The sequence below is a fragment of the Bacillus sp. AC266 genome (assembly GCF_979253805.1).
Window position 1 is genome coordinate 106,580 of record NZ_CEEDEC010000005.1, and the last position, 20,503, is coordinate 127,082.

Below are 20,503 nucleotides of genomic sequence, written 5' to 3' on the forward strand. Positions count from 1 at the left end.
TCCTTTCAGTTTAAACGCTCAATGCGCTTTGCACCGTATTGATAAACGAAACCAATACTAAATAATATGCTTACTACAAATAAAATGCCGGTCATTATGAAATCTTTCGTCGCAAGTGCAAATATAACTGTAAATACAACGCTGCCGATAATAAGAATCGCATTTAATAAAGTAAGGAAATCTCTCTTCTTCTCGTCTCCCCCTACCGGATATAAATCAAGCCAAACTTTCATACGGTGATGTTTCCAAAGGGTTAAGAGCTGGTAGCCGATTAAGTATAAGAAAACAAGGCTTACGATAAAACGTCCATATAAAAATGGGATAAAGTAAAGAATAATTCCCCCAAGAACGAGTAAACGCATATATAATCCGAAATAGTTACCCGATCTTAAAAATGTTCTCGTATATAAGTATAAATATGTACGTTTCTCACCGATCATCGAAAGAATGAAATCAAGCCATTTCCTACGTGATACTCTCTCTTTTAACGCTGGTACATCAACGAACATATTCGCAATGCGGTACAGCAGCATCATTTTTTTACCTTCTTCAGAAATTAAATACTCCCAGTTTAGCGGCTTTCCTTTCACCTTTTGATGCATAACAGCAAGGTATAGTGCCATAAGAAAGACAATTACACCGGTAAAAATGAATGAAGTACGTTCTACAAGGAAGTACACAAATAAGCCGTTTAAGATAAAGCGAATGAACCAATCTGCTTTTTGAATGCTTTGATCTGTTAAAAATGATTTTTCCCACGCTACGAATAAATTCCACGCTTTTACAATGACAAACGCGATTACAATCCATATGTAATTGGCACCTGTTTGTTTCATTTGCTGGAAATATAATGGGGCAAGCGCAGCTGCTACCATTGCGATTATGTATAACTGAATCATAAACGTAAAGAGAAATGCCTTCGTAAAGTAAGGCTTTAACTTTTCTTCAACTGGAAGCAAATACACGAGATCCGCTTCTTTTAATAACGTTTGGATGGACCCAGCTGTTAATACGAGGCCAAGTAAGACTGCCATAACAAACGCTGTCGGAAACGAAGGTGTTAACGTTTGTAACCATTGCTGGTAATAATACGCTCCTGCGCCGATGATAAATACGAAAATAAATTTCAAATGATCATTAAATACGTATTTACTATATGTACGAACTTCTTTTAGAAAGTACCGAAATCGTTCTTTCCATAACGCTGTACTATTCATAATCTTCTTCCTTCGTTAACGCAATATAAATATCATCAAGCGTTGCACCAGGCATATTAAACCCGGATTGAAGTTCTGATAATGTTCCCATCGCTCTCACTTCACCTTGATGCAAAATAATGAATGAATCACAATAGCGCTCTGCTGTCGCTAAAATATGTGTACTCATTAAGATGCCCGCACCACTCTTTTTCATTTGATCCATCATTTGAAGAAGTGATTGAATCGCTAACGGATCAAGCCCAACGAAAGGTTCGTCCACAATGTAAAGTGATGGTTCAACTAAAAATGCACTCATAATCATCACTTTTTGTTTCATCCCTTTTGAGAAATGAGACGGAAACCATTTCAAACGATTTTTCATCCGAAACTCTTGTAATAGTTGTCCTACGCGTTCTTCATATTGTTTTTCATCTACACCGTACGCCATCGCTGTTAATTTCAAATGCTCTTCTAACGTTAACTCATCATATAATACTGGCGTTTCTGGAATGAAGGAGAAACTAGAACGGTACGCTGTCATATCATCACGAATTGTTTTCCCATTAATTGTGACAGTTCCTTTTTTCGGCTCCATTAAACCGATGATATGTTTAATTGTCGTACTTTTCCCGGCTCCATTTAAACCGATCAAGCCAACAAGTTCGCCTTTATTAACAGAGAACGAAACATTTTGCAGTACAGGTCGTTTCGTATATCCTCCTGTAACATTTTCTACACGCAATAACTCGCTCATACGACACCACTTTCTTCATTTATATTCATTCACTTTTGTAAGAAATGTATATATTCATCTTACCAAAAATCATGGTGCACTACATAGTATCGATGCCTTCAAAAAAAAATTTAAATTTCTTGGCATATATTTTTACGAAAGCGGACATCATAATTAGTGAAGAAGGAACACATTGAAAAAGCAACCACCAATTGATGAGTACAACAACATAGTGAAGTCATCATGAAATGGGGTGTCCAAGTTGGACAATGAAATTTACACATAACCAGATAATTTGTTTCATTTTCGAAACGGGGTGTCTCCGAAAGAGCATATACTGTTTTAAAAAATAAACAATTTCATTTAAAAAAAAGATTGCAATTCATTTCACTTGAAAATGGGGTGTCTACGGCAGAAACTTTAGCCGATTTACCGTGCATTTCTTAAATAAATGAGGTGTCTGCGAACCGTAAATTATAAAAAATGCTTTTTCAATCCCTCTTCAGAAAACAGGAAGCTGAGTCAGCTTCCTGTTTTTCGTGTTTGTTCTCCTATGTAATTATGGTAAAATACGGCTAAGACTATTTGAAAGGATGAGATCGATGAATCATACAGCGGACAATTGTATTTTTTGTAAAATCATTGACGGGCAAATCCCTTGCTCAAAAGTATACGAAGATGAACATGTACTTGCATTTTTAGATATTAGTCAAGTAACAAAAGGACATACTCTTGTTATTCCGAAAGTTCACAAACAAGACATTTTTGCGTTAACGCCAGAAATCGCATCACATATTTTTGCGGTCGTTCCAAAAATCGCAAATGCAATGAAAGCAGAATTTAATCCAGTTGGTTTCAACCTACTTAACAATAACGGCGAGAAAGCTGGACAAACTGTATTCCACTTCCACCTTCATTTAATTCCACGCTACGGTGAAAACGATGGTTTCGGTGCTGTTTGGAAATCACACCAAAATGAATACACAATGGAAAATTTACAAAACATCGCAAGTACAATTGCAAATAGTGTGAAATAGTGCCACTATAATAAGAAGTAATACATAATAAGCCGATTCCTCTGGCATTTATTGTATGGCTTCTTTCTTCACAAAAAATGCCGGGGGTATGATTTTTTGTGCATAGCATGTACAAGAGAGAAAAGCTCACTTTTCTTCCCCTTGTCTTAAAGATATGCACACTTTTATACATCATGAATACGAACGAAAAATAAGGAGGTTTCCTTTTATGTCAAAAGCTAAATCCTTTATTACAGGTGTACTTTGCGGCGGAGCAGTTGCTGGACTAGCCGTTCTTTTCTCAACTCCTTCTTCTGGTAAAGCTATGCGCGGTAAGCTGAAAGAAAAAGGAACTGATATTAAAAAAACATTAGCTGATATTACAGCTGATACGAAGTTATTAAAGCGTCAAATCGTTGAAACTGCTTCAGAAGGTAAAGAAGTATTCCAAGAACTAAAAGACGATATGCATGACACGCTTTCTAACTGGAAACAAGATATTTCTCAAAACAAACGACATATCGAAAAAGAAATTTTAGACATTCAAAAGTCAATTGAGAAACTACAAGAAGCCGTTCCAGAAAAAGCGTAAACATATTCCTGCTTAGTTTTTTGCATATAACAAATATTTTTCATACGAATTGACCTTAACACGGCATATCACATAGATATGCCGTGTTTTTATGCATTTACAATATATGTTATCCCTTAACATGTAAAGACAACACATGTATTCTCGACTCATAAAACGCTTCCATAGTTATGCATGATTTGTATAGAATGTTATTTTTCCGAAAAATTTTCACAATTCTCACAAAAAGACTTTATTAATTTTTATTTTACTGGCATAATAGATATTAATGAAAAAAGAATGTTAAAGTGGGTGAGTAAATGAAAAGTGGAGAAAAAAATTACTCGGTAAAAGAAGCGATGATTTTCAGCCAACGTATTGCTCAATTATCGAAAGCGTTATGGAAATGCGTAGAGAAAGATTGGCAACAATGGATTAAACCTTACGATTTAAACATTAACGAGCATCACATTTTAACCATCGCTTATCATTTAAAAGGGGCTTCTATTTCTGAGATTGCTAAGTTTGGAGTTATGCACGTATCAACGGCGTTTAACTTCTCTAAAAAGCTTGAAGAACGCGGCTATCTTGTATTCTCTAAAAAAGAAGATGATAAACGAAATACGTACATTGAAATTACAGACAAAGGGGAAGAATTACTACTTCGCTTAATGGAGGAGTATGATCCTGAAAATAATTCTGTTTTTAATGGGGCACTTGAACTTCGTAATTTTTACGGTAAGTTCCCAGAAAATATCGAACTGATTGCAATCCTGCGTAATATTTACGGACAAGACTTCATCGATATTTTTGAGAAATCATTAGAAGATATCGAGGAGAACTTTACGGAATCCGATCAAAAGTTAGTTAAGAAATAATCTATTTATTTTTTCGCAATCATGCGTAAGAATTCATTCATAAGTGGCTTAAATAAACCTTGTTTTGCTAGCGCTTCCGCAGTTTCGTGTACTTCGAGCTGATGTGGAAGCGCTTTTTCAAATTGATCTAATAGCGCACCAAACAATAGAAGGCCTTCTGCTTTCTCCACTACATATTGTTCGTTCAGCTTTTCACAAAGTTTTAGTATACGTTCAATGTCTTTTTTACGAGCTTTTTTCTTTATGATTAAAGAATAAAATGGACACTTTTCTTCATCAATCATTTTAAATAGTAGGTCTACGTAGTATTCAGCTTGTTCTAGTCTTCTTACAACGTCCATTTTCTCCCTCGCTTCCTAACACAAAGTCTTCTATTTCTGAATTTTGTAACACGAACAAAATATCGTATGATACAATATATAAAGTATATGTATTTTAGCCAAAAGGAGGTCTCGCCTCATGACTCTTATAACCGTTGTTTTTGTTGCATTCGCACTTCTTGTTATATTTTACACGAATTTCATGACACATACACTGTGTGAGCGAAAACAAATATCTGCGAGCCGCCAGCCCGGTGTCTTTCGAGTTATTAATGTATGTATTACCATTCTATTAATTTCTAGTTATGTAGAAATTATATTTCATGGAAAGTGAGGAAGGAAGCCCCTTCCTCATTTTTTTCCTCTATAAGCAAATTATACCTACTATAACTAATAAAATAAACAGTACAAGTAATAAAATAAGTTTTGAATTCATCCCCCATCCCCTCCTCTTTTCTGTATATGCGACATCCGCCCAATATGGTACCCTTTCAAAATCTGACACAAACTGGTTAAAATTTCTTTATCAATAGGAAAACCCGTCGAAATATGATATATTAAATTTTGTACATATTGCTTATACTATGAAATAAACGACACGCATCTAAACTTTATCCTAAAGCCTCGGTAAGCCCTGTTAAGCGTGCTTTTACATATAAAAAAAGCAAAGACATCAGTGAGACTTAATCAGGTTCTTATGAACGAAAATAACCTATCATAAGGCGTTTCTTCATTCGTATGGGATAAATTAAAAATACATAATAGTAGGAGTGTTTATTGAATGAAGAAAGCTATGCTTGCCTTAGCCGCAACAAGTGTAATCGCATTATCAGCATGTGGAACATCATCATCAGACAAAATTGTTACATCTAAAGCTGGTGACATCACTAAAGAAGAGTTCTACAATCAAATGAAGACACAAGCTGGTAAACAAGTACTAAATAACATGGTTATGGAAAAAGTACTTATTAAAAACTACAAAGTCGATGAAAAAGAAGTAGACAAAAAGTTCGATGAAATGAAAAAGCAAGTCGGTGACCAATTCGATACACTAATGAAACAACAAGGCCTTAAAGAAGAAACAGTTAAAAATGGCGTTCGCGCTTCATTAGCTCAAGAACAAGCGATTGAAAAAGCAATTACTGATAAAGACTTAAAAGCAAAATTTGAGGACTATAAGCAAGAAATTAAAGCAAGCCATATTCTTGTAAAAGATGAAGAGACTGCTAAAAAAGTGAAAGAAGAACTTGCACAAGGTAAATCTTTCGAAGAGTTAGCGAAAAAGTACTCTGAAGATCCAGGTTCAAAAGAAAAAGGTGGCGACTTAGGATTCTTCGGACCAGATAAAATGGTAAAAGAATTCGATGAAGCTGCTCGTAAGCTGAAAAAAGATGAAGTAAGTGAACCAGTAAAAACACAGCATGGTTACCATATCATTAAAGTAACTGAGACTCATGCTGACGCAACTTTCGATAAAGCAAAAGCTGACATCAAAAAAGAAGCAGTTCAAGAAAAAACACAAGATGCTCAATTTATGAACGATCTTATGATGAAAGAAATCAAAAAAGCTGACGTAAAAGTTGACGACAAAGATTTGAAAGATCTTTTCGAAGAACCAAAAGCTGACGCTAAAAAAGACGCACAGAAATAATGAAGTGAAAAAAGCTTGGGTAGCCCCAAGCTTTTTTATTTTGTAGTAGTTTTTTACCGATAAATCGATATACTCCCCCATCTTACTCCATTCAACACAAAAAAACCTTGATTTCGTACAGCACGAAACCAAGGTTTATCTTATTATCATTGATTAAATTAAAAAACTATGTTAAATTAGTACAGAAACGCATTCACTAAAAATAAAAGAATGTATTTATCCGTATCTTAATTGTACACCAAAACACATCTTCAGTCAACCTCTATTTTTCACTTTTAAAGGAGTGCTTACGTATGAACAAAAAACTTGATCAAGAGCAAAAACGATTGGATAACGTAATAGAAACGATTACGGAGCAAATTGATAAACTGGAAAGCGAAACTGGCAGACGCCGGGCAGAAGTAATCAACATTCGTAAACACTTTTGGGATGATGTAAAAGTTAATACTGATACTTTTGACGATTATCTTGAAACAGTTATCAACTTAAGACAACAAGCTCAGTCACTAGCCGTAACACAAATTACCCATAAGCACACCTTTAATCGACTTGCCGCACTACGCCGTATGCATAAAGCACCTTACTTCGGACGAATTGATTTCAAAGAAGAAGGAGAAATTGGTGCAGAACAAATTTATATCGGCGTTGCTACACTTACCGATGCAAGCGGAGAAAACTTTCTTATATACGATTGGCGCGCACCAATTTCAAGTGTTTACTACGATTATCCACCAGGACCGGCTGAATACAGCACACCAGGAGGCGTAATCTGCGGTAATGTGGAGAAGAAATTACAATATATAATTCAGAATGGCGAGATTGATTCCATGTTCGATACGAGCCTCACAATTGGCGATGAAATTCTGCAACAAGCGCTCGGAAAAGGAACAAACAAACATATGCAAAGTATCGTTGCTACTATTCAGCGCGAGCAAAATGAAATTATCCGTCACGATGAAGGGCGACTACTTATCGTTCAAGGAGCTGCTGGTAGCGGTAAAACGTCAGCTGCCCTGCAGCGAATCGCCTACTTACTATATAAATATCGCGAATGGCTAAAAGCAGATCAAATCATTCTCTTCTCCCCTAACTCCATGTTCAACAGCTACGTATCTAACGTACTGCCAGAACTCGGCGAAGAAAATATGCAGCAAGTTACATTCCAAGAATATTTAAACCATAGACTAAGTAAGTCATTTGACGTTGAGGATCCTTACGAGCAATTAGAATATATGCTAACTGAAACGAATAGCACAAATTATAAAACTCGAAATGCGAGCATTCGATTTAAAGCATCTACTCAATTTTTCGAGATGATTAGATCATACAGACAATCTCTTGAATCTTCAGGCATGCTATTTAGAGGAATGAAATTTAGAGGAAAACTGATTGCCTCCGCTAAAGAAATTACAGAGCAATTTTATAATACTGATTCCTCCCTCCGCTTCCATAATCGAATTGAGAAGTTAACGGATTGGCTAAACAAACAAATAGACACAATTGAAAAAACAGAACTGAAAAAGCCTTGGGTAGAAGAAGAAATTGAACTACTTAGTAAAGATGAATACCAAAAGGCTTATAAATATTTACAAAAAAAAGGCGAGTTTGACGACAACTCCTTTAATGATTTTGAAAAAGAAACGAAAGTACTTGGACGTATGATTGTCCGTAAAAAATTAAAACCGTTACGTAAAGGCGTTCAAACATTGCGTTTTATCAATTTTACAGGCATATATAAACAACTCTTCACAGATGCATCATGGGTTACTGGCGAAAAGCCTAAAGAATGGGACGAAATTTGCTCATTAACTGTGAACATGCTTGATGAAGGAAAGCTACATTACGAGGATGCGACTCCATTTTTACTTTTAAAAGAATTAATTGAAGGCTTCCAAACGAACAGATCAATTAAACACGTACTTGTAGACGAAGCACAAGATTATTCTCCGTTTCAGTTCGAGTTTTTAAAACGCTTATTCCCTGCCGCAAAAATGACTGTACTCGGAGACTTTAACCAAGCGATATTTGCCCATGCGAGTGAAACAGTTAATTTCAATACACTTACTAGCTTATACGGACCAGATGAAACGAACGGTATTAACCTAACTCGTAGCTATCGTTCAACAAAACCGATAATTGAATTTACACGGGACCTCGTACCTGAAGGAAAGAACATTAATGCATTTGAACGTGACGGTGAAAAGCCTACAGTAACTAAAGTTTCGGATTACAGTGAGCTGCATGAGCGTATCACTTCCAAAGTTGCTGAACTACAAAAACAACAGCACAATACGATCGCAATTATATGTAAATCCGCGGCTGAAAGTGCCGCTGCATACGAGGCACTCAGTCATATCGAGAATATTAAACTTGTGAAAAGTAACTCAGCCGAATATGAGCAAGGCATCGTCGTTATCCCTGCTTATTTAGCGAAGGGTATCGAATTTGATGCTGTTATTATTTACGATGCTTCTAAAGATGTGTACAGCGATGAGAGCCTACGTAGATTGTTCTACACTGCTTGTACACGCGCAATGCATGATTTACAGCTTTATAGCGTTGGTGAGGTTAGTCATTTTGTAACAGGGGCTACTTCGGAGAGTTTTGAACTTGTAACGAAAACACCTTGATCATCATCAAGGTGTTTTTTTCATTCTAAATGACATATCTTTACGTCGATATACACTCAGCACAATCCCCATTAAAAGCGCATGAAATAAAGTTGGTGTTAATCCATAACTAATAAAAGGTAATGATATAGAAGCAATCGGTAATAATCCTATGATCATGCCAACGTTATAAATGAACTGGACTACAAAAAGAGTCATTCCTCCAACGAGAAGCAATTTACCATACCGATCATTTATTTTATAAGATATGATCATTATCCTTGCTACAAAAAGAGAAAGAATCAAGACAAGGATTAGCGCAAGCACATATCCATAATAGTAAGTCAAACTGGCAAATACAAAATCAGTATGTGCAGCAGGGATAGACTTTACATTTCCATATGTACCAAACCAACCTGCTGACGACATTACCTCTTTTAAACGCATATACATAAATCCTGGACCATCCGCATTACGCTCTGGACTTAAATACCCTAAAATTCTGGCCATCCGGTATTCTTTTACTGAGGACCAGGAATAGAATACTCTGATAATAAATAAACAAATTGGTACAATTGTAATAATCAATGCCTTTTTCTTTCCTAACTTACTCCACCAAAGCATAACGAATACCATCGTGACATAGATGAAAATTGGCGCAAGAACCGATACAGTTAAAAATAAATACAAAGAAAATAAGTACAAAATCAGAAGGTGCCTTACCTTTAATCTACTGTTATTAAAAAAAGAAGCCCAAGCTAACAGAAAGAATGGTACTGCCATTAAACATCCAATTGCGATGGGACCAATTTGTATTAACGCTTCTCCATTCATGAAAGCATTCGGAAAACATTTTATCATTAACAGAATAAGTGCTCCGATTGTATAAAACAGCCATCCAAGTCTCTCTAATTTCCGATAATCAATCAGCATCATTCCAATAGCTGTTGCAATGCTGAGAATAACAAAAATCACCTTTTTTATTAGTAAATCATTCGTATGTCCAAGAGCTACTAGTGGCAAAAACCCTAATCCCATAGCAATCACTAATAAACTAATAATGAACCAATCTACCTTCGGCTTATGAAGTTTGTTAAGTTCCCTGCCAAGCTTGATCGGACTTCCCATTTGTTCCACAGCTTTATTTTCAGCAATTTCCTCACTTAATCCTTTTTCTATCCACGTGTTCTTCGCCTGTTTTAAGTGAAAATCTAGTTCGGTTGCTACAAAGCTCTTTGCTTCTTTTGCTTTAATATGATTCGTAACTTCGCTTACAAAACGATCCCCTTTTTTATTCAATTTCGCCTCACTCCTGTACTAAGCCTTTTAATATAAATTGTACCTTCGTAGTATTTTTTTCTGCCTTTCGCAACATCTTGTTTCCTTTATCATTTAATTGATAATATTTAGCTCCTGAATGATCCCAACTTGATTGGATAAAACGATTCTGTTCTAGACGATGTAATACAGTATATAAAAACCCTTCATTCCCTTCGAATTTTCGAATCCCTCTCCCTCGTAGTAGCTGTGACAATTCGTATCCTGTTTTTTCATTACTGAGGAGTTGTAAAATCGCTAACGAGATGTCCTCTTCCTTTTCGTGTGATGCATTGATTTTTTCGCGCACCCGCTTTCGGTGTTGATCAGAAAAACTCAAATGTTTAAACGTTGTATTCTCCATTGATTTTCGCAGGCCTTTTAATCGATCTTCCATTTGATTATTCCTCCAATCCTTTCTTCAAAAGCTCCTTCGCTTTTTTCAGTCTCGTTTTTATCGTGTTTTCTTTCACTTCTATTACAATAGCAATCTCTTTAATTGATAGTTCTTCATAATAAAATAGATAAATGACTTCTCGATATTTTATCGGTAAATTCATTACTGCAGAAGCCAGTTCACGGTCCTTCGCATTTTGAATAACAGTTTGTTCGACACTATCATTTTGAACCCCAATATAAGCAGCTTCATCCTCTGTCACGATCACCTTTTTGTTATACCAACTTTTTATGTAGTCCTTACATTGATTAATCGCAATTCTCCACAACCACGTTTTCACATTCGATTTCCCTTTGTATGTATGAAGGGATTTATAACATTTCACAAATATATCTTGCGTTACATCCTCAGCGACTTCTTTATTATTCACATATGAATACACAAGCTGTAAGACTTCTTGTCCATACTTGTTCATTATTTCATGGATAAGGAGTTCCTTATCTTCTATTTCAAACGCTTCTACCGTTAATTCATCCACATCATTTCCTCCTTCCCATTTATTAGACGACGCACTGTATGGAAAAGTTTTATAAATTCATAAAAAAACGGTTGGAAATGTCCATACCGTTTTTTTCATCCTCTACTATTTAATTTTTTCTAAAACAAAACTTTTAATATTCCCCGCACTTTTTATAGCTTGCGATACGTCTGTTTTATTAAGTTCTTCAAAATAAGGATATTGTAGAAGCAAATTAATAAATTGATTCATTTCAACTCCAATACACTACTACAATTGTTAAGTTATTCAAACGGTATAATAATACTTATTATACCTTTCGTATTCATATCCTGTTAAGCAACAAAAATCTACACTCAGTTAATTTCAGTACACTCTATACAAATATAATAAAACAAAAAACCGCATGAGGGCTCTCCCTCACGCGGTTTATTTTTATGCTAACGCAGCTGCCTGCTCTTGTTGATCTACAGGAATTACAGCGTCTCTTAACGCTTTTTCTAGTTCTGCTGTGTATTTCATTTGCTCTTCTTTGCTCCAGCCTAGTTTCGCAGCCATGTAGTTGATTACTGCTTCTTTCCACTCGTATACCCAGTGGATGTTGAAGAATACAGCGCCTCTGCGGCGTACGAAGAAGTCAACTGGTTTCGCTGTCATTTCGTAATCCATTGCGTATACAAGCGGGATTAGAACGTCTAGCGGCATGTTGTATTCTTTCGCTTCGTCTTTATGTTTTTTCGCTAAGTCAAACAGTACGTCAACGTTAGAGCCGTAGAATTTCGCGAATTTTTCCGCTTGTGCTGTCGTTAAACCATATTTCGTACCTTCGCCTGCTTTTTTCGCAACAAATGCCGGGAATCCGTGTGAACCACTTACATGACCACCAGAGATTGGCATATGTTTCGTATCGCTCTTCTTATATGCGCTATGGCCTTCTTTTTGTAATAGATTCGTTACGTAGTCTACTACCATTTCAGCCATTTTGCGGTATCCTGTTAATTTACCGCCCGCGATTGTAATTAAACCAGATTCAGAAGTCCAAATTTCATCTTTACGAGAAATTTCAGATGCATTCTTACCTTCTTCATAAATTAGCGGACGTACACCCGCCCAGCTTGATTCCACATCTTTTTCTGTAATTTTCACGCTTGGGAACATGTAATTAATCGCATTAATGATATACGTGCGATCTTCTGTTGTCATGTGCGGTACAGCTGCGTCTTTATCATAGAACGTATCTGTTGTACCTACGTACGTTTTTCCTTCACGAGGAATCGCGAACACCATACGTTTATCTGGTGTATCAAAGTAAATTGCTTGCCCTAATGGGAAACGTTTTTGGTCAATTACTAAATGCACACCTTTTGATAACTGAAGTACTTTCCCTTTTTTAGAGTTATCTTTTTCACGAAGTGTATCTACCCAAGGACCAGCTGCGTTTACAATTTTCTTACCGTAAACTTCATACACTTCTCCGTCTAGTAAATCGATTACACGTACACCGCATACTTTTCCATCTTTATATAAGAAACTGTCTACTTTTGCGTAGTTAACAGCTTTCGCACCATGTTCAATCGCTTCTTTCATTACTTCAATTGTAAGACGCGCATCGTCTGTACGATATTCTACGTAGTAACCGCCGCCTTTTAATCCTTCTTGTTTTACAAGAGGCTCTTTATTTAGCGTTTCTTCACGGTTAAACATCTTTCTGCGCTCGCTTCGTTTTACACCTGCTAAGAAGTCGTATACACGAAGACCAATTGATGTACTGAATGACCCGAACGTGCCGCCTGTATGGAACGGAAGTAACATCCACTCCGGTGTTGTTACATGGGGACCGTTCTCATATACGATCGCACGCTCTTTCCCCACCTCTGCTACCATTTTCACTTCAAGTTGTTTTAAATAACGTAAACCGCCGTGTACAAGTTTCGTTGAACGACTTGATGTACCTGCTGCAAAGTCCTGCATTTCAAACACAATTGTTGATAAACCGCGTGTTGCCCCATCTAATGCAATACCAGAACCAGTAATACCTCCACCAATTACGATCACATCTAACTCTTGTTTATTTACTCCGTTTAATACGTCTTTACGTTGTTTACTTGAAAATTTCATGGTAATTCCTCCCTTTGATAACGAAAAAAGAGACCACAAGCTCCGCTATAGATTTCGCCTCTATAGCGTGTTGTGGTCTCTCCAAATCTCCTACCGAATTATTAACTTGTCATCATTATAACACTGTTTATGATTATTTGAAAGCTTTAGTTGCTTCAATTGCTTTTTTCCATCCAGCATATAGCTCTTCGCTTGTTTCCGCTTCCATCGTTGGTTCAAAGCGTTTGTCCATATGCCACTGTGCTTTAATTTCATCTTGGTTTTTCCAGTATCCAACCGCAAGACCAGCTAAGTATGCTGCACCTAAAGCTGTCGTTTCATTGATCACTGGACGCTCTACAGGAACGTCTAAAATATCACTTTGGAACTTCATTAAGAAGTTATTTTTAACTGCTCCGCCATCAACGCGTAATGTGTTCAGTTCAATACCTGAATCTGCTTCCATTGCGCATAGTACATCTTTCGTTTGGTATGCTAAAGATTCTAGCGTTGCACGAATGAAATGCTCTTTCGTCGTACCGCGTGTTACACCAAACATAGCGCCGCGTACTTCACTATCCCAATACGGTGTACCTAGTCCTACGAATGCCGGTACTATGTATACACCTTCAGTTGATTCAACACGGCTAGCGTACACTTCGCTCTCGCTCGCATCTTTAAACATACGCAGTCCGTCACGTAACCACTGAATTGCAGAACCAGCTACGAAAATACTTCCTTCTAATGCGTAATTCACTTTACCATCTAAACCCCATGCAATTGTTGTTAATAGGCCATGCTCAGAAGCTACTGCTTTTTCGCCTGTGTTCATTAACATGAAACAACCAGTTCCGTAAGTGTTCTTCGCCATACCTTCACCGAAACAAGCTTGTCCAAATAATGCTGCTTGCTGGTCACCAGCTACACCTGCGATCGGTACATTCTGACCGAAGAAGTGATAATCAATTGTTTCTCCATATATTTCAGATGATTGACGTACTTCTGGAAGCATGCTCTTTGGTACTGTTAACATGTCTAGAAGCTCATCATCCCACTGTAAGTCGTGAATGTTAAACATTAATGTACGTGATGCATTCGAGTAATCTGTTATGTGCGCTTTACCGCCAGACAATTTCCATACAAGCCATGTATCAATTGTTCCGAATAATAACTCGCCGTTTTCTGCTTTTTCTCTTGCACCTTCAACGTTATCTAAAATCCATTTTACTTTCGTACCAGAGAAGTATGCATCAATTAAAAGACCTGTTTTTTCGCGAACCATCTCGCTATAACCTTTTTCTTTTAACTCATCACAAATTTCAACTGTTTGACGAGATTGCCATACGATTGCGTTATAAATTGGTTTTCCAGTCGTTTTATCCCATACAACCGCTGTTTCACGTTGGTTCGTAATACCGATACCAGCGATTTGTTCTGGCTTCACATCTGCTTCGCTTAAGCAAGTTGCGATAACTGCTAAAATAGATCCCCAAATTTCTTGTGCATTATGCTCAACCCAGCCTGGCTTTGGAAAATGTTGTGTAAACTCTTTTTGAGCTGAATGAACGATTTTTCCTTCTTTATTGAAAAGAATTGCGCGTGAGCTTGTTGTTCCTTGGTCTAATGAAAGAATATATTTTTTCATATCAGTTTCCCCCTATGCTACTTTTCTACTATTTGTAGTAGCTTCACTTTTTTTACTTGTCATATAAGAGATTGCTAGTACAATCACAGTTGTAATAATCACATAAATAAGTGCTGAATTTTGTTTTCCTTCAAATACAACTTGATGGAATAATCCTGCAAGTGATCCACCTAGAATTGGACCAACTACTGGGATCCATGCATACTTCCAGTTTGAACCGCCCTTTCCTGCAATCGGAAGGAAGAAGTGTGCAATACGCGGACCTAAATCACGAGCTGGGTTGATTGCGTATCCTGTTGTTCCACCTAATGATAAACCAATACTTACAATTAAGAAACCAACGATAAATGGATTTAAACCATCTGCAAATTTATTTGCTCCAATTGCTAATATACCAAATACTAAAACGAATGTTCCAATCATTTCACTTAAAAGGTTTGTAAATGTGTTCGGAATTGCTGGACCTGTTGCAAATACACCTAACTTTGTTCCTGGATCTTCTGTTTCTTTCCAGTGTGGTAAGTAATGTAAATATACAAGAACTGCCCCGATAATTGCCCCAATCATTTGTGCTGCGATATACATAGGTACATCACTCCATGGGAACGCTCCCTTAAACGCAAGTCCTATCGTTAAAGCCGGATTCAAATGTGCCCCACTAATTGATCCAACTGCATACGCTGCCATAGCAACCGCTAGACCCCAACCCATTGTAATTACAATCCAACCAGAATCTTTCGCAAACGATTTCTTTAAACTTACACCAGCGCAAACGCCGCCACCAAGTAAGATTAACAATGCAGTCCCTATTAATTCCCCTAAAAATGCTGACATAAAATCCCTCCACAATCAATTTAAATGCTTTCGAAAAGTGATAGAGGTAAAATGAATGGCCATTCGTTTTTTTTCAAAAGAAAAAGATCCACAGCTTACATGCTTCTATATAATATATATAGAAACAATAAAATGTGGATCTCTTCTTTTCTCCGTCACGTTTATTAACTTGTCTATAATGTTAACCTTTAATGAAAGCGGTGTCAACAGAATTTTTTCACATTTTTGTCACTTTTTTTGGTAATGTTTCCATAGTTCTTTTTTCGATGTCGTAATTGCTGTCGCACCAGCATTTAACGCTCTTTCAACGTCTTCTACCGTTCGAATAAAACCACCTGCTAAAATTGGTACACCTGTACGCTCTTTCACCTCAGCAATGACACCCGTTAACGCACCAGGAAGCACCTCTATATAATCCGGCTTCGTCTTTTCTAGCAAATTACAGCTCTTTTCCATTGCGCTAGAATCAATTAAAAAGATGCGTTGAATGGAGACGACACCTTTTTGCTTCGCCTTCATAATTACGCTCGCCTTTGTCGACAATAACCCGTACGGTTTATATTCTTGGCATAAAAACTCCGTCGCATGCCCATCACTTTGTAATCCATGGATCAAATCCACATGTAAAAATACTTTTTTATTATGCTGCTTCGCGAGCGACACAACACTCTTCAATTGACCGACATGAATATCTAAAATAACAATATACTCATACGAACTATGTAATAGCTTCTCCAAATCTTTAATTTGCCTCACTGCCGGCAAAATCTTTTGCTCATGAAATTCCATTCTAAACGTCCCCTTCCTATCTATCCTTTATAGTACACAATTTGGGTGAAAAGAACAGCTAGTGTAGGGGATTTCTTACAAATCTTTCTCTTATCTATATATTTTCTTCAACTTATCAGAAACCGTACCACCTATAATCATTAATAGGAGCGGTAAAAAATTCATTACATATGGTGCATCTGCGACAATTGTAATGCTTGCTCCGGCAAACTTATTTAACGCCCATACAACGATTTTTGTAATAAACAAAAATACACCCAGCATGAATAGACCATCAAAGAACACCTTCCATTTTGGATGCGCTAATTGTTTACTATCTTCAATTACTTTCTGCGTCAACTCTTCATCACTCCTCAATAACTCATCAATTGTAATACCGAACAGATCACTTAAATGAATAATAATTTCAATGCTCGGATAGTTCTTTCCCGTCTCCCATTTCGAAACAGACTGCCTACTTACATGAATTTTTTCAGCCAAATCATTTTGCGACCAATTTCTTTTTTCCCTTTCTTCTTTTAAACGTTCACTAAAAATCATACTGTGTTTATCACCTCTCTATGTCTAGTATGGTCAAATAAATGATGAAGAGTAAAGCTAGTTATCGTTGCATAGGTTGTGCAACTTGTGCGTTACATCTAAAAATGACGCTATGCATCATGTCGATTTCATATGCTTTTCTTCTATAATAATTTCCCGAACAATAATCGTGCTTCTTAACATTGTCGCTTTGTGTCAGTAAGTCGATATATTGAAAAAATCGTTGATATATTTTAGGAAATAAAAAAAGTGGATAACAATACGTTATCCACTCTCCCCTAATTATAATAAAACCGAATCCTTATCATTCTCCAAAAAGAAAATCGTTTTGTTGATTTCTCAACTTATACTAATATGGATAGCGCCAGGGAAATTAATGAAGAAATACAATTAGAACTAACAAAAAACCCTGTAAAATTTATTACAGAGTTTTTTGCCAACTATTTATTGTTTTGCATAACGAATACGAACGTTATCGTCCATATGATAAATTTGTAATGTGTTTCCATCATAGTTTTGTAATTTATACATCATACTATCATTTGTTAGCTTTACTTCTTGACCGTCTTTAACTGCTTTTGTTACTTTTAAAGATAACTGGAATGATGGAACATCTACCGCATATGTTCCTGTTAAGTAGTTATCTTTATTCGGATAAGAACCGTTCGCATAGGACTCAAATGTTTTATCACCTTTTAGTACTAACGTAGTTTTTATGCCACTACCGTAATCAATACCCCAGTTACCAATAATCTCAGTCCCATCTTTGATGTTCTTCTCCATGTTTCCATAACTAATTCCTAACTCTTCACTTGTACCAACTGTACCTACAAATACCCCCGTTTTAGCTTGGCTTTTATCTGTTTGAGCCTGACTATCAGTAGTTGGGTTTGTCGATATAGAACTACTTGTTGTACTAGTAGATTTTTCTGTGGCTGTATCACCTTTTATCTCGGATCTTAACTTATCGAATGTAGGTTTCCAAATACGTTTTGCTTCCTCTAGTTTTGCATTTGCTTTATTTAAGATTTCCTTATCGGTCTCTAAGCTGAAGCCTTTATCGTTGAATAACTTCTCTATTTCACCGAATGTTTCTCTTAGTTTACCTGTCGCTTTTTCAATCTCTTTTTGTTCTTCTTTATGTTTTTGCGGTGCGTAAATCTTCTCTATCTTATCAAATACTTTATAGATGTCTTTAATACTATCTAATACCTCAGCTTTTGATTTACTTCCATTTCTCAAATCTCTTACAGAAGCATCATAGTAATCAAATCGTCTTAACATATCCTGTTCAATATCTAATAAATATTGTGCATAATCTTCATCTAAAACTCGAACCTTTTGAACATCTTTACTTTCTTCTTTCGAATTAGTTGATTTTTCTTTCGTTTCAGCAGCCTTAGATTTACTTGTTTCTTCTGTCTTTTCTTCTTTATTTTCCGAATCTTTTACTGTAACACAACCACTTAATAATATGGCAACTGGAACTGCAGCAGCTATTAGTTTTTTCACTTTCATACCTCATACCCCTTTAAGTAATTTATTCTTAGTTAGTTTTGCTACCGATACTCTTCGCTGCTTCTTCAAACAGTTTTGAGCCTTCTTGTGCTTTACTTAATGATTGATGCATTTTACTCTCGTCTTCTTGGTCTAATGCATCAAAGAGAAGTTGAAAACAATCCGCATACAGTTCCATCGACTGCTTTATCTTCGCCTGTTCTCCTTGTAACTCAGGAGGTGCTTGTAGATTCTTCAATTTCGTTGCGGTTGCCTTTGCTCCACCTAAACTCAGTTGTACTTCACTTTTCTTTTGTTTGTATGATTTTACGTCTGAATCTGCTATTCCTTCAATTAATTTCATTGTATCTTCAATTTGAGTGGCACTGTTTATAATATCTGCCTTGTACCTTTCAACATCTGAACCAGTTACCTTACCAGTTGAAGAATTAGAAGAAGTAGAATTATTTGAAGAAGAACTTTGTTGACTACTTGATGAACTACTGTTTGTATCTTCACCTTTCGCTACAGATAAGCTATCCTCTTTCTTGCTATCCGTTGACTTACTCTCTTTTTCAGCAGCCTTACTCTCTTTCTCTACCTTTTGCGTTTCTTCTTTCTTTGGTTCAGCTTTCTTACCATCAGTTTCAATTGTAATACAACCACTCAATAACATAACTGGTAACGCTAAACTTACTAATTTCTTTGCTTTCATGATTACTAATACCCCTTTATGTGTAAAATTCAGTGCAAACAAGTTAATATACTTAACTAATAAATCCCCCCGAATAATTTATTAGAATCTACTATCCATAGATTTCCTGTATATTCATAATCTTTCCATATATATCATTTTACAGAGAATTACATATTTGGTCAAAGGGATTTATGTAGTCTTTGAAGGGAAATTTACTAAATGAAAAGAAATTTTATTCACAAAGAAAAGAAGCTAACAATAAATTGTTAACTTCTCAGCTGAAAGTAAAATATTATCTTTCCTTATCTTCTAATATCTAGGTTGGGATTTAATATTTGTAAGATGAACATCAAACATATCAATTATTTCAAGAAATCTATCAGCTTCACGGAAAACATGGTCTGCTAATAACGGATGAATGATACTCTTTATTTTACATTGCTCAATTAAATCACGTGCTGTTTTCTTAAAATCCCGAAGAGATGTAACCGACACACGATTTTGATCTAAAAATTGATCTAAAAGAGGGACTGTTTGGGATTGTGGTTTCATAGATTCTAAGTCAATTGCTTGATACATCAATTCATCAAAATCATTGCTAAAATTCCGTGCTGTGTCTACAAGCTTTCTTTCCGATGGATCAAGAAGATGACCAATAAATTTAGCATGGTCTGCCATAATCCTTAAAAAGAAAACATTTTCTTTAATAATTGCATCAGGAAGAGCATCTAATTTACCTTCATTTAATTGTATTAAACGTTTTCTAAAATAATCAGCTTCCCTACTTGTATGGTCAACTAAAAGCGGAAAGTTATTTTGTCCTGGCAATTTACATGTGAGAATTAATCCTAAAATTTTTCGTTTAAATCCCCAAATATTAGTTGCGGCTTGTTGTACTTCTGAATTAAATCTTTTTATTTGCTCAGGATCTGTTTCATTTGTATAGGAATGCGCTATTTGTTCGATATGTTCAAACAATCGATAAAATTGATTAGCCTCTTCAATTAGTTGAGTATCCTCACATCTAAACCCTAAGCGAAGAAAAAAAGAATGCTCCTTCATGATTCTAGACCAAAAACGAATTTCATTTAATGAACGCTCAACAAACATTACAGATGTAACACCTGTATCAGGATGTAATGATGTTTCATCCCTATGCATTGTTAATCCCCCCCAGTAAATACTGCGCTAGTTCC

At 36.1% G+C, this 20,503-nt stretch carries 20 protein-coding genes; 6 read left to right on the forward strand and 14 right to left on the reverse strand.

The window, feature by feature from the left end; genetic code table 11:
• Positions 1-5: 5 nt before the first annotated feature.
• Together AC0IXC_RS20475 and ecsA are read right to left on the reverse strand one after the other, a co-directional pair.
• A complete protein-coding gene (locus AC0IXC_RS20475; RefSeq protein ID WP_215590873.1) occupies positions 6-1,217 on the reverse strand; it encodes an ABC transporter permease in 1,212 nt (403 codons plus the stop codon).
• Positions 1,210-1,953, reverse strand: a complete 744-nt coding sequence (gene ecsA / locus AC0IXC_RS20480; RefSeq protein WP_001292616.1) for an ABC transporter ATP-binding protein EcsA — start codon at positions 1,951-1,953, stop codon at positions 1,210-1,212. Before ecsA ends, AC0IXC_RS20475 begins: the two co-directional genes overlap by 8 nt.
• Before the next feature lie 581 nt (positions 1,954-2,534).
• On the opposite strand from ecsA, the gene AC0IXC_RS20485 reads away from it, so the two are divergent.
• From AC0IXC_RS20485 to AC0IXC_RS20495, 3 genes are all read left to right on the forward strand, one after another.
• The gene (locus AC0IXC_RS20485; RefSeq protein WP_001016832.1) at positions 2,535-2,969 is read left to right on the forward strand and encodes an HIT family protein; all 435 of its coding nucleotides are present in this window, start codon (positions 2,535-2,537) and stop codon (positions 2,967-2,969) included.
• 208 nt (positions 2,970-3,177) lie between these two features.
• Positions 3,178-3,540 (forward strand): YtxH domain-containing protein, encoded by a 363-nt coding sequence (locus AC0IXC_RS20490; protein ID WP_002011120.1) that lies wholly within the window; start codon positions 3,178-3,180, stop codon positions 3,538-3,540.
• Positions 3,541-3,839: 299 nt separating this feature from the next.
• Positions 3,840-4,397, forward strand: a complete 558-nt coding sequence (locus AC0IXC_RS20495; RefSeq protein WP_002150075.1) for an HTH-type transcriptional regulator Hpr — start codon at positions 3,840-3,842, stop codon at positions 4,395-4,397.
• Between the two features lie 5 nt (positions 4,398-4,402).
• On the opposite strand, the gene AC0IXC_RS20500 is transcribed toward AC0IXC_RS20495, so the two are convergent.
• On the reverse strand, positions 4,403-4,738 hold the full coding sequence (locus AC0IXC_RS20500; protein ID WP_215590872.1) for a DUF1878 family protein: 336 nt from the start codon (positions 4,736-4,738) through the stop codon (positions 4,403-4,405).
• A gap of 118 nt (positions 4,739-4,856) precedes the next feature.
• On the opposite strand from AC0IXC_RS20500, the gene AC0IXC_RS20505 reads away from it, so the two are divergent.
• From AC0IXC_RS20505 to helD, 3 genes are all read left to right on the forward strand, one after another.
• A complete protein-coding gene (locus AC0IXC_RS20505) occupies positions 4,857-5,051 on the forward strand; it encodes a hypothetical protein (protein ID WP_000172693.1) in 195 nt (64 codons plus the stop codon).
• A gap of 447 nt (positions 5,052-5,498) precedes the next feature.
• Complete coding sequence (gene prsA / locus AC0IXC_RS20510; protein ID WP_061689386.1) at positions 5,499-6,368, forward strand: peptidylprolyl isomerase PrsA; 870 nt, start codon at positions 5,499-5,501, stop codon at positions 6,366-6,368.
• A 293-nt stretch (positions 6,369-6,661) separates the two neighbouring features.
• A complete protein-coding gene (gene helD / locus AC0IXC_RS20515; protein WP_471653208.1) occupies positions 6,662-8,998 on the forward strand; it encodes an RNA polymerase recycling motor HelD in 2,337 nt (778 codons plus the stop codon).
• A gap of 6 nt (positions 8,999-9,004) precedes the next feature.
• On the opposite strand, the gene AC0IXC_RS20520 is transcribed toward helD, so the two are convergent.
• The 11 genes from AC0IXC_RS20520 to AC0IXC_RS20570 form a co-directional block, all read right to left on the reverse strand.
• Positions 9,005-10,276: an FtsW/RodA/SpoVE family cell cycle protein gene (locus AC0IXC_RS20520; RefSeq protein WP_471653209.1), complete on the reverse strand. Its 1,272-nt coding sequence runs from the start codon at positions 10,274-10,276 to the stop codon at positions 9,005-9,007.
• A 7-nt stretch (positions 10,277-10,283) separates the two neighbouring features.
• Positions 10,284-10,691, reverse strand: a complete 408-nt coding sequence (locus AC0IXC_RS20525; protein WP_328068927.1) for a PadR family transcriptional regulator — start codon at positions 10,689-10,691, stop codon at positions 10,284-10,286.
• A gap of 4 nt (positions 10,692-10,695) precedes the next feature.
• The gene (locus AC0IXC_RS20530) at positions 10,696-11,229 is read right to left on the reverse strand and encodes a sigma-70 family RNA polymerase sigma factor (RefSeq protein WP_471653210.1); all 534 of its coding nucleotides are present in this window, start codon (positions 11,227-11,229) and stop codon (positions 10,696-10,698) included.
• 414 nt (positions 11,230-11,643) lie between these two features.
• Entirely contained in the window at positions 11,644-13,326 is a 1,683-nt protein-coding gene (gene glpD, locus AC0IXC_RS20535) for an aerobic glycerol-3-phosphate dehydrogenase (RefSeq protein ID WP_002030199.1), read from the reverse strand.
• A 133-nt stretch (positions 13,327-13,459) separates the two neighbouring features.
• Positions 13,460-14,950: a glycerol kinase GlpK gene (gene glpK, locus AC0IXC_RS20540; protein WP_002011107.1), complete on the reverse strand. Its 1,491-nt coding sequence runs from the start codon at positions 14,948-14,950 to the stop codon at positions 13,460-13,462.
• Positions 14,951-14,962: 12 nt separating this feature from the next.
• Positions 14,963-15,784 carry a glycerol uptake facilitator protein GlpF gene (gene glpF, locus AC0IXC_RS20545; protein WP_002134791.1) on the reverse strand — a complete coding sequence of 274 codons (822 nt, stop codon included), beginning with the start codon at positions 15,782-15,784 and terminating at the stop codon, positions 14,963-14,965.
• Between the two features lie 228 nt (positions 15,785-16,012).
• A complete protein-coding gene (gene glpP, locus AC0IXC_RS20550; RefSeq protein ID WP_000394293.1) occupies positions 16,013-16,573 on the reverse strand; it encodes a glycerol uptake operon antiterminator GlpP in 561 nt (186 codons plus the stop codon).
• Between the two features lie 90 nt (positions 16,574-16,663).
• Positions 16,664-17,113 carry a helix-turn-helix domain-containing protein gene (locus tag AC0IXC_RS20555; RefSeq protein WP_002134790.1) on the reverse strand — a complete coding sequence of 150 codons (450 nt, stop codon included), beginning with the start codon at positions 17,111-17,113 and terminating at the stop codon, positions 16,664-16,666.
• A gap of 444 nt (positions 17,114-17,557) precedes the next feature.
• Positions 17,558-18,631 (reverse strand): DUF3994 domain-containing protein, encoded by a 1,074-nt coding sequence (locus tag AC0IXC_RS20560; RefSeq protein WP_215590867.1) that lies wholly within the window; start codon positions 18,629-18,631, stop codon positions 17,558-17,560.
• A 28-nt stretch (positions 18,632-18,659) separates the two neighbouring features.
• Positions 18,660-19,325, reverse strand: coding sequence for a DUF7018 domain-containing (lipo)protein (locus tag AC0IXC_RS20565; RefSeq protein WP_000644839.1), 666 nt, complete (start codon positions 19,323-19,325; stop codon positions 18,660-18,662).
• Between the two features lie 291 nt (positions 19,326-19,616).
• Positions 19,617-20,468: a DUF2935 domain-containing protein gene (locus tag AC0IXC_RS20570; RefSeq protein ID WP_113769065.1), complete on the reverse strand. Its 852-nt coding sequence runs from the start codon at positions 20,466-20,468 to the stop codon at positions 19,617-19,619.
• Between the last annotated feature and the right edge of the window lie 35 nt (positions 20,469-20,503).

Bases quoted from the DNA above. Each gene is read 5' to 3' on its own strand.
- AC0IXC_RS20560 (WP_215590867.1), bottom strand. From the start codon at position 18,631: ATGAAAGTGAAAAAACTAATAGCTGCTGCAGTTCCAGTTGCCATATTA.
- glpK (WP_002011107.1), bottom strand. From the start codon at position 14,950: ATGAAAAAATATATTCTTTCATTAGACCAAGGAACAACAAGCTCACGC.
- AC0IXC_RS20495 (WP_002150075.1), top strand. From the start codon at position 3,840: ATGAAAAGTGGAGAAAAAAATTACTCGGTAAAAGAAGCGATGATTTTC.
- AC0IXC_RS20500 (WP_215590872.1), bottom strand. From the start codon at position 4,738: ATGGACGTTGTAAGAAGACTAGAACAAGCTGAATACTACGTAGACCTA.
- AC0IXC_RS20505 (WP_000172693.1), top strand. From the start codon at position 4,857: ATGACTCTTATAACCGTTGTTTTTGTTGCATTCGCACTTCTTGTTATA.
- glpP (WP_000394293.1), bottom strand. From the start codon at position 16,573: ATGGAATTTCATGAGCAAAAGATTTTGCCGGCAGTGAGGCAAATTAAA.
- AC0IXC_RS20485 (WP_001016832.1), top strand. From the start codon at position 2,535: ATGAATCATACAGCGGACAATTGTATTTTTTGTAAAATCATTGACGGG.
- prsA (WP_061689386.1), top strand. From the start codon at position 5,499: ATGAAGAAAGCTATGCTTGCCTTAGCCGCAACAAGTGTAATCGCATTA.
- helD (WP_471653208.1), top strand. From the start codon at position 6,662: ATGAACAAAAAACTTGATCAAGAGCAAAAACGATTGGATAACGTAATA.
- AC0IXC_RS20570 (WP_113769065.1), bottom strand. From the start codon at position 20,468: ATGCATAGGGATGAAACATCATTACATCCTGATACAGGTGTTACATCT.
- glpD (WP_002030199.1), bottom strand. From the start codon at position 13,326: ATGAAATTTTCAAGTAAACAACGTAAAGACGTATTAAACGGAGTAAAT.
- AC0IXC_RS20525 (WP_328068927.1), bottom strand. From the start codon at position 10,691: ATGGAAGATCGATTAAAAGGCCTGCGAAAATCAATGGAGAATACAACG.
- AC0IXC_RS20490 (WP_002011120.1), top strand. From the start codon at position 3,178: ATGTCAAAAGCTAAATCCTTTATTACAGGTGTACTTTGCGGCGGAGCA.
- AC0IXC_RS20565 (WP_000644839.1), bottom strand. From the start codon at position 19,325: ATGAAAGCAAAGAAATTAGTAAGTTTAGCGTTACCAGTTATGTTATTG.
- glpF (WP_002134791.1), bottom strand. From the start codon at position 15,784: ATGTCAGCATTTTTAGGGGAATTAATAGGGACTGCATTGTTAATCTTA.
- AC0IXC_RS20475 (WP_215590873.1), bottom strand. From the start codon at position 1,217: ATGAATAGTACAGCGTTATGGAAAGAACGATTTCGGTACTTTCTAAAA.
- ecsA (WP_001292616.1), bottom strand. From the start codon at position 1,953: ATGAGCGAGTTATTGCGTGTAGAAAATGTTACAGGAGGATATACGAAA.
- AC0IXC_RS20555 (WP_002134790.1), bottom strand. From the start codon at position 17,113: ATGATTTTTAGTGAACGTTTAAAAGAAGAAAGGGAAAAAAGAAATTGG.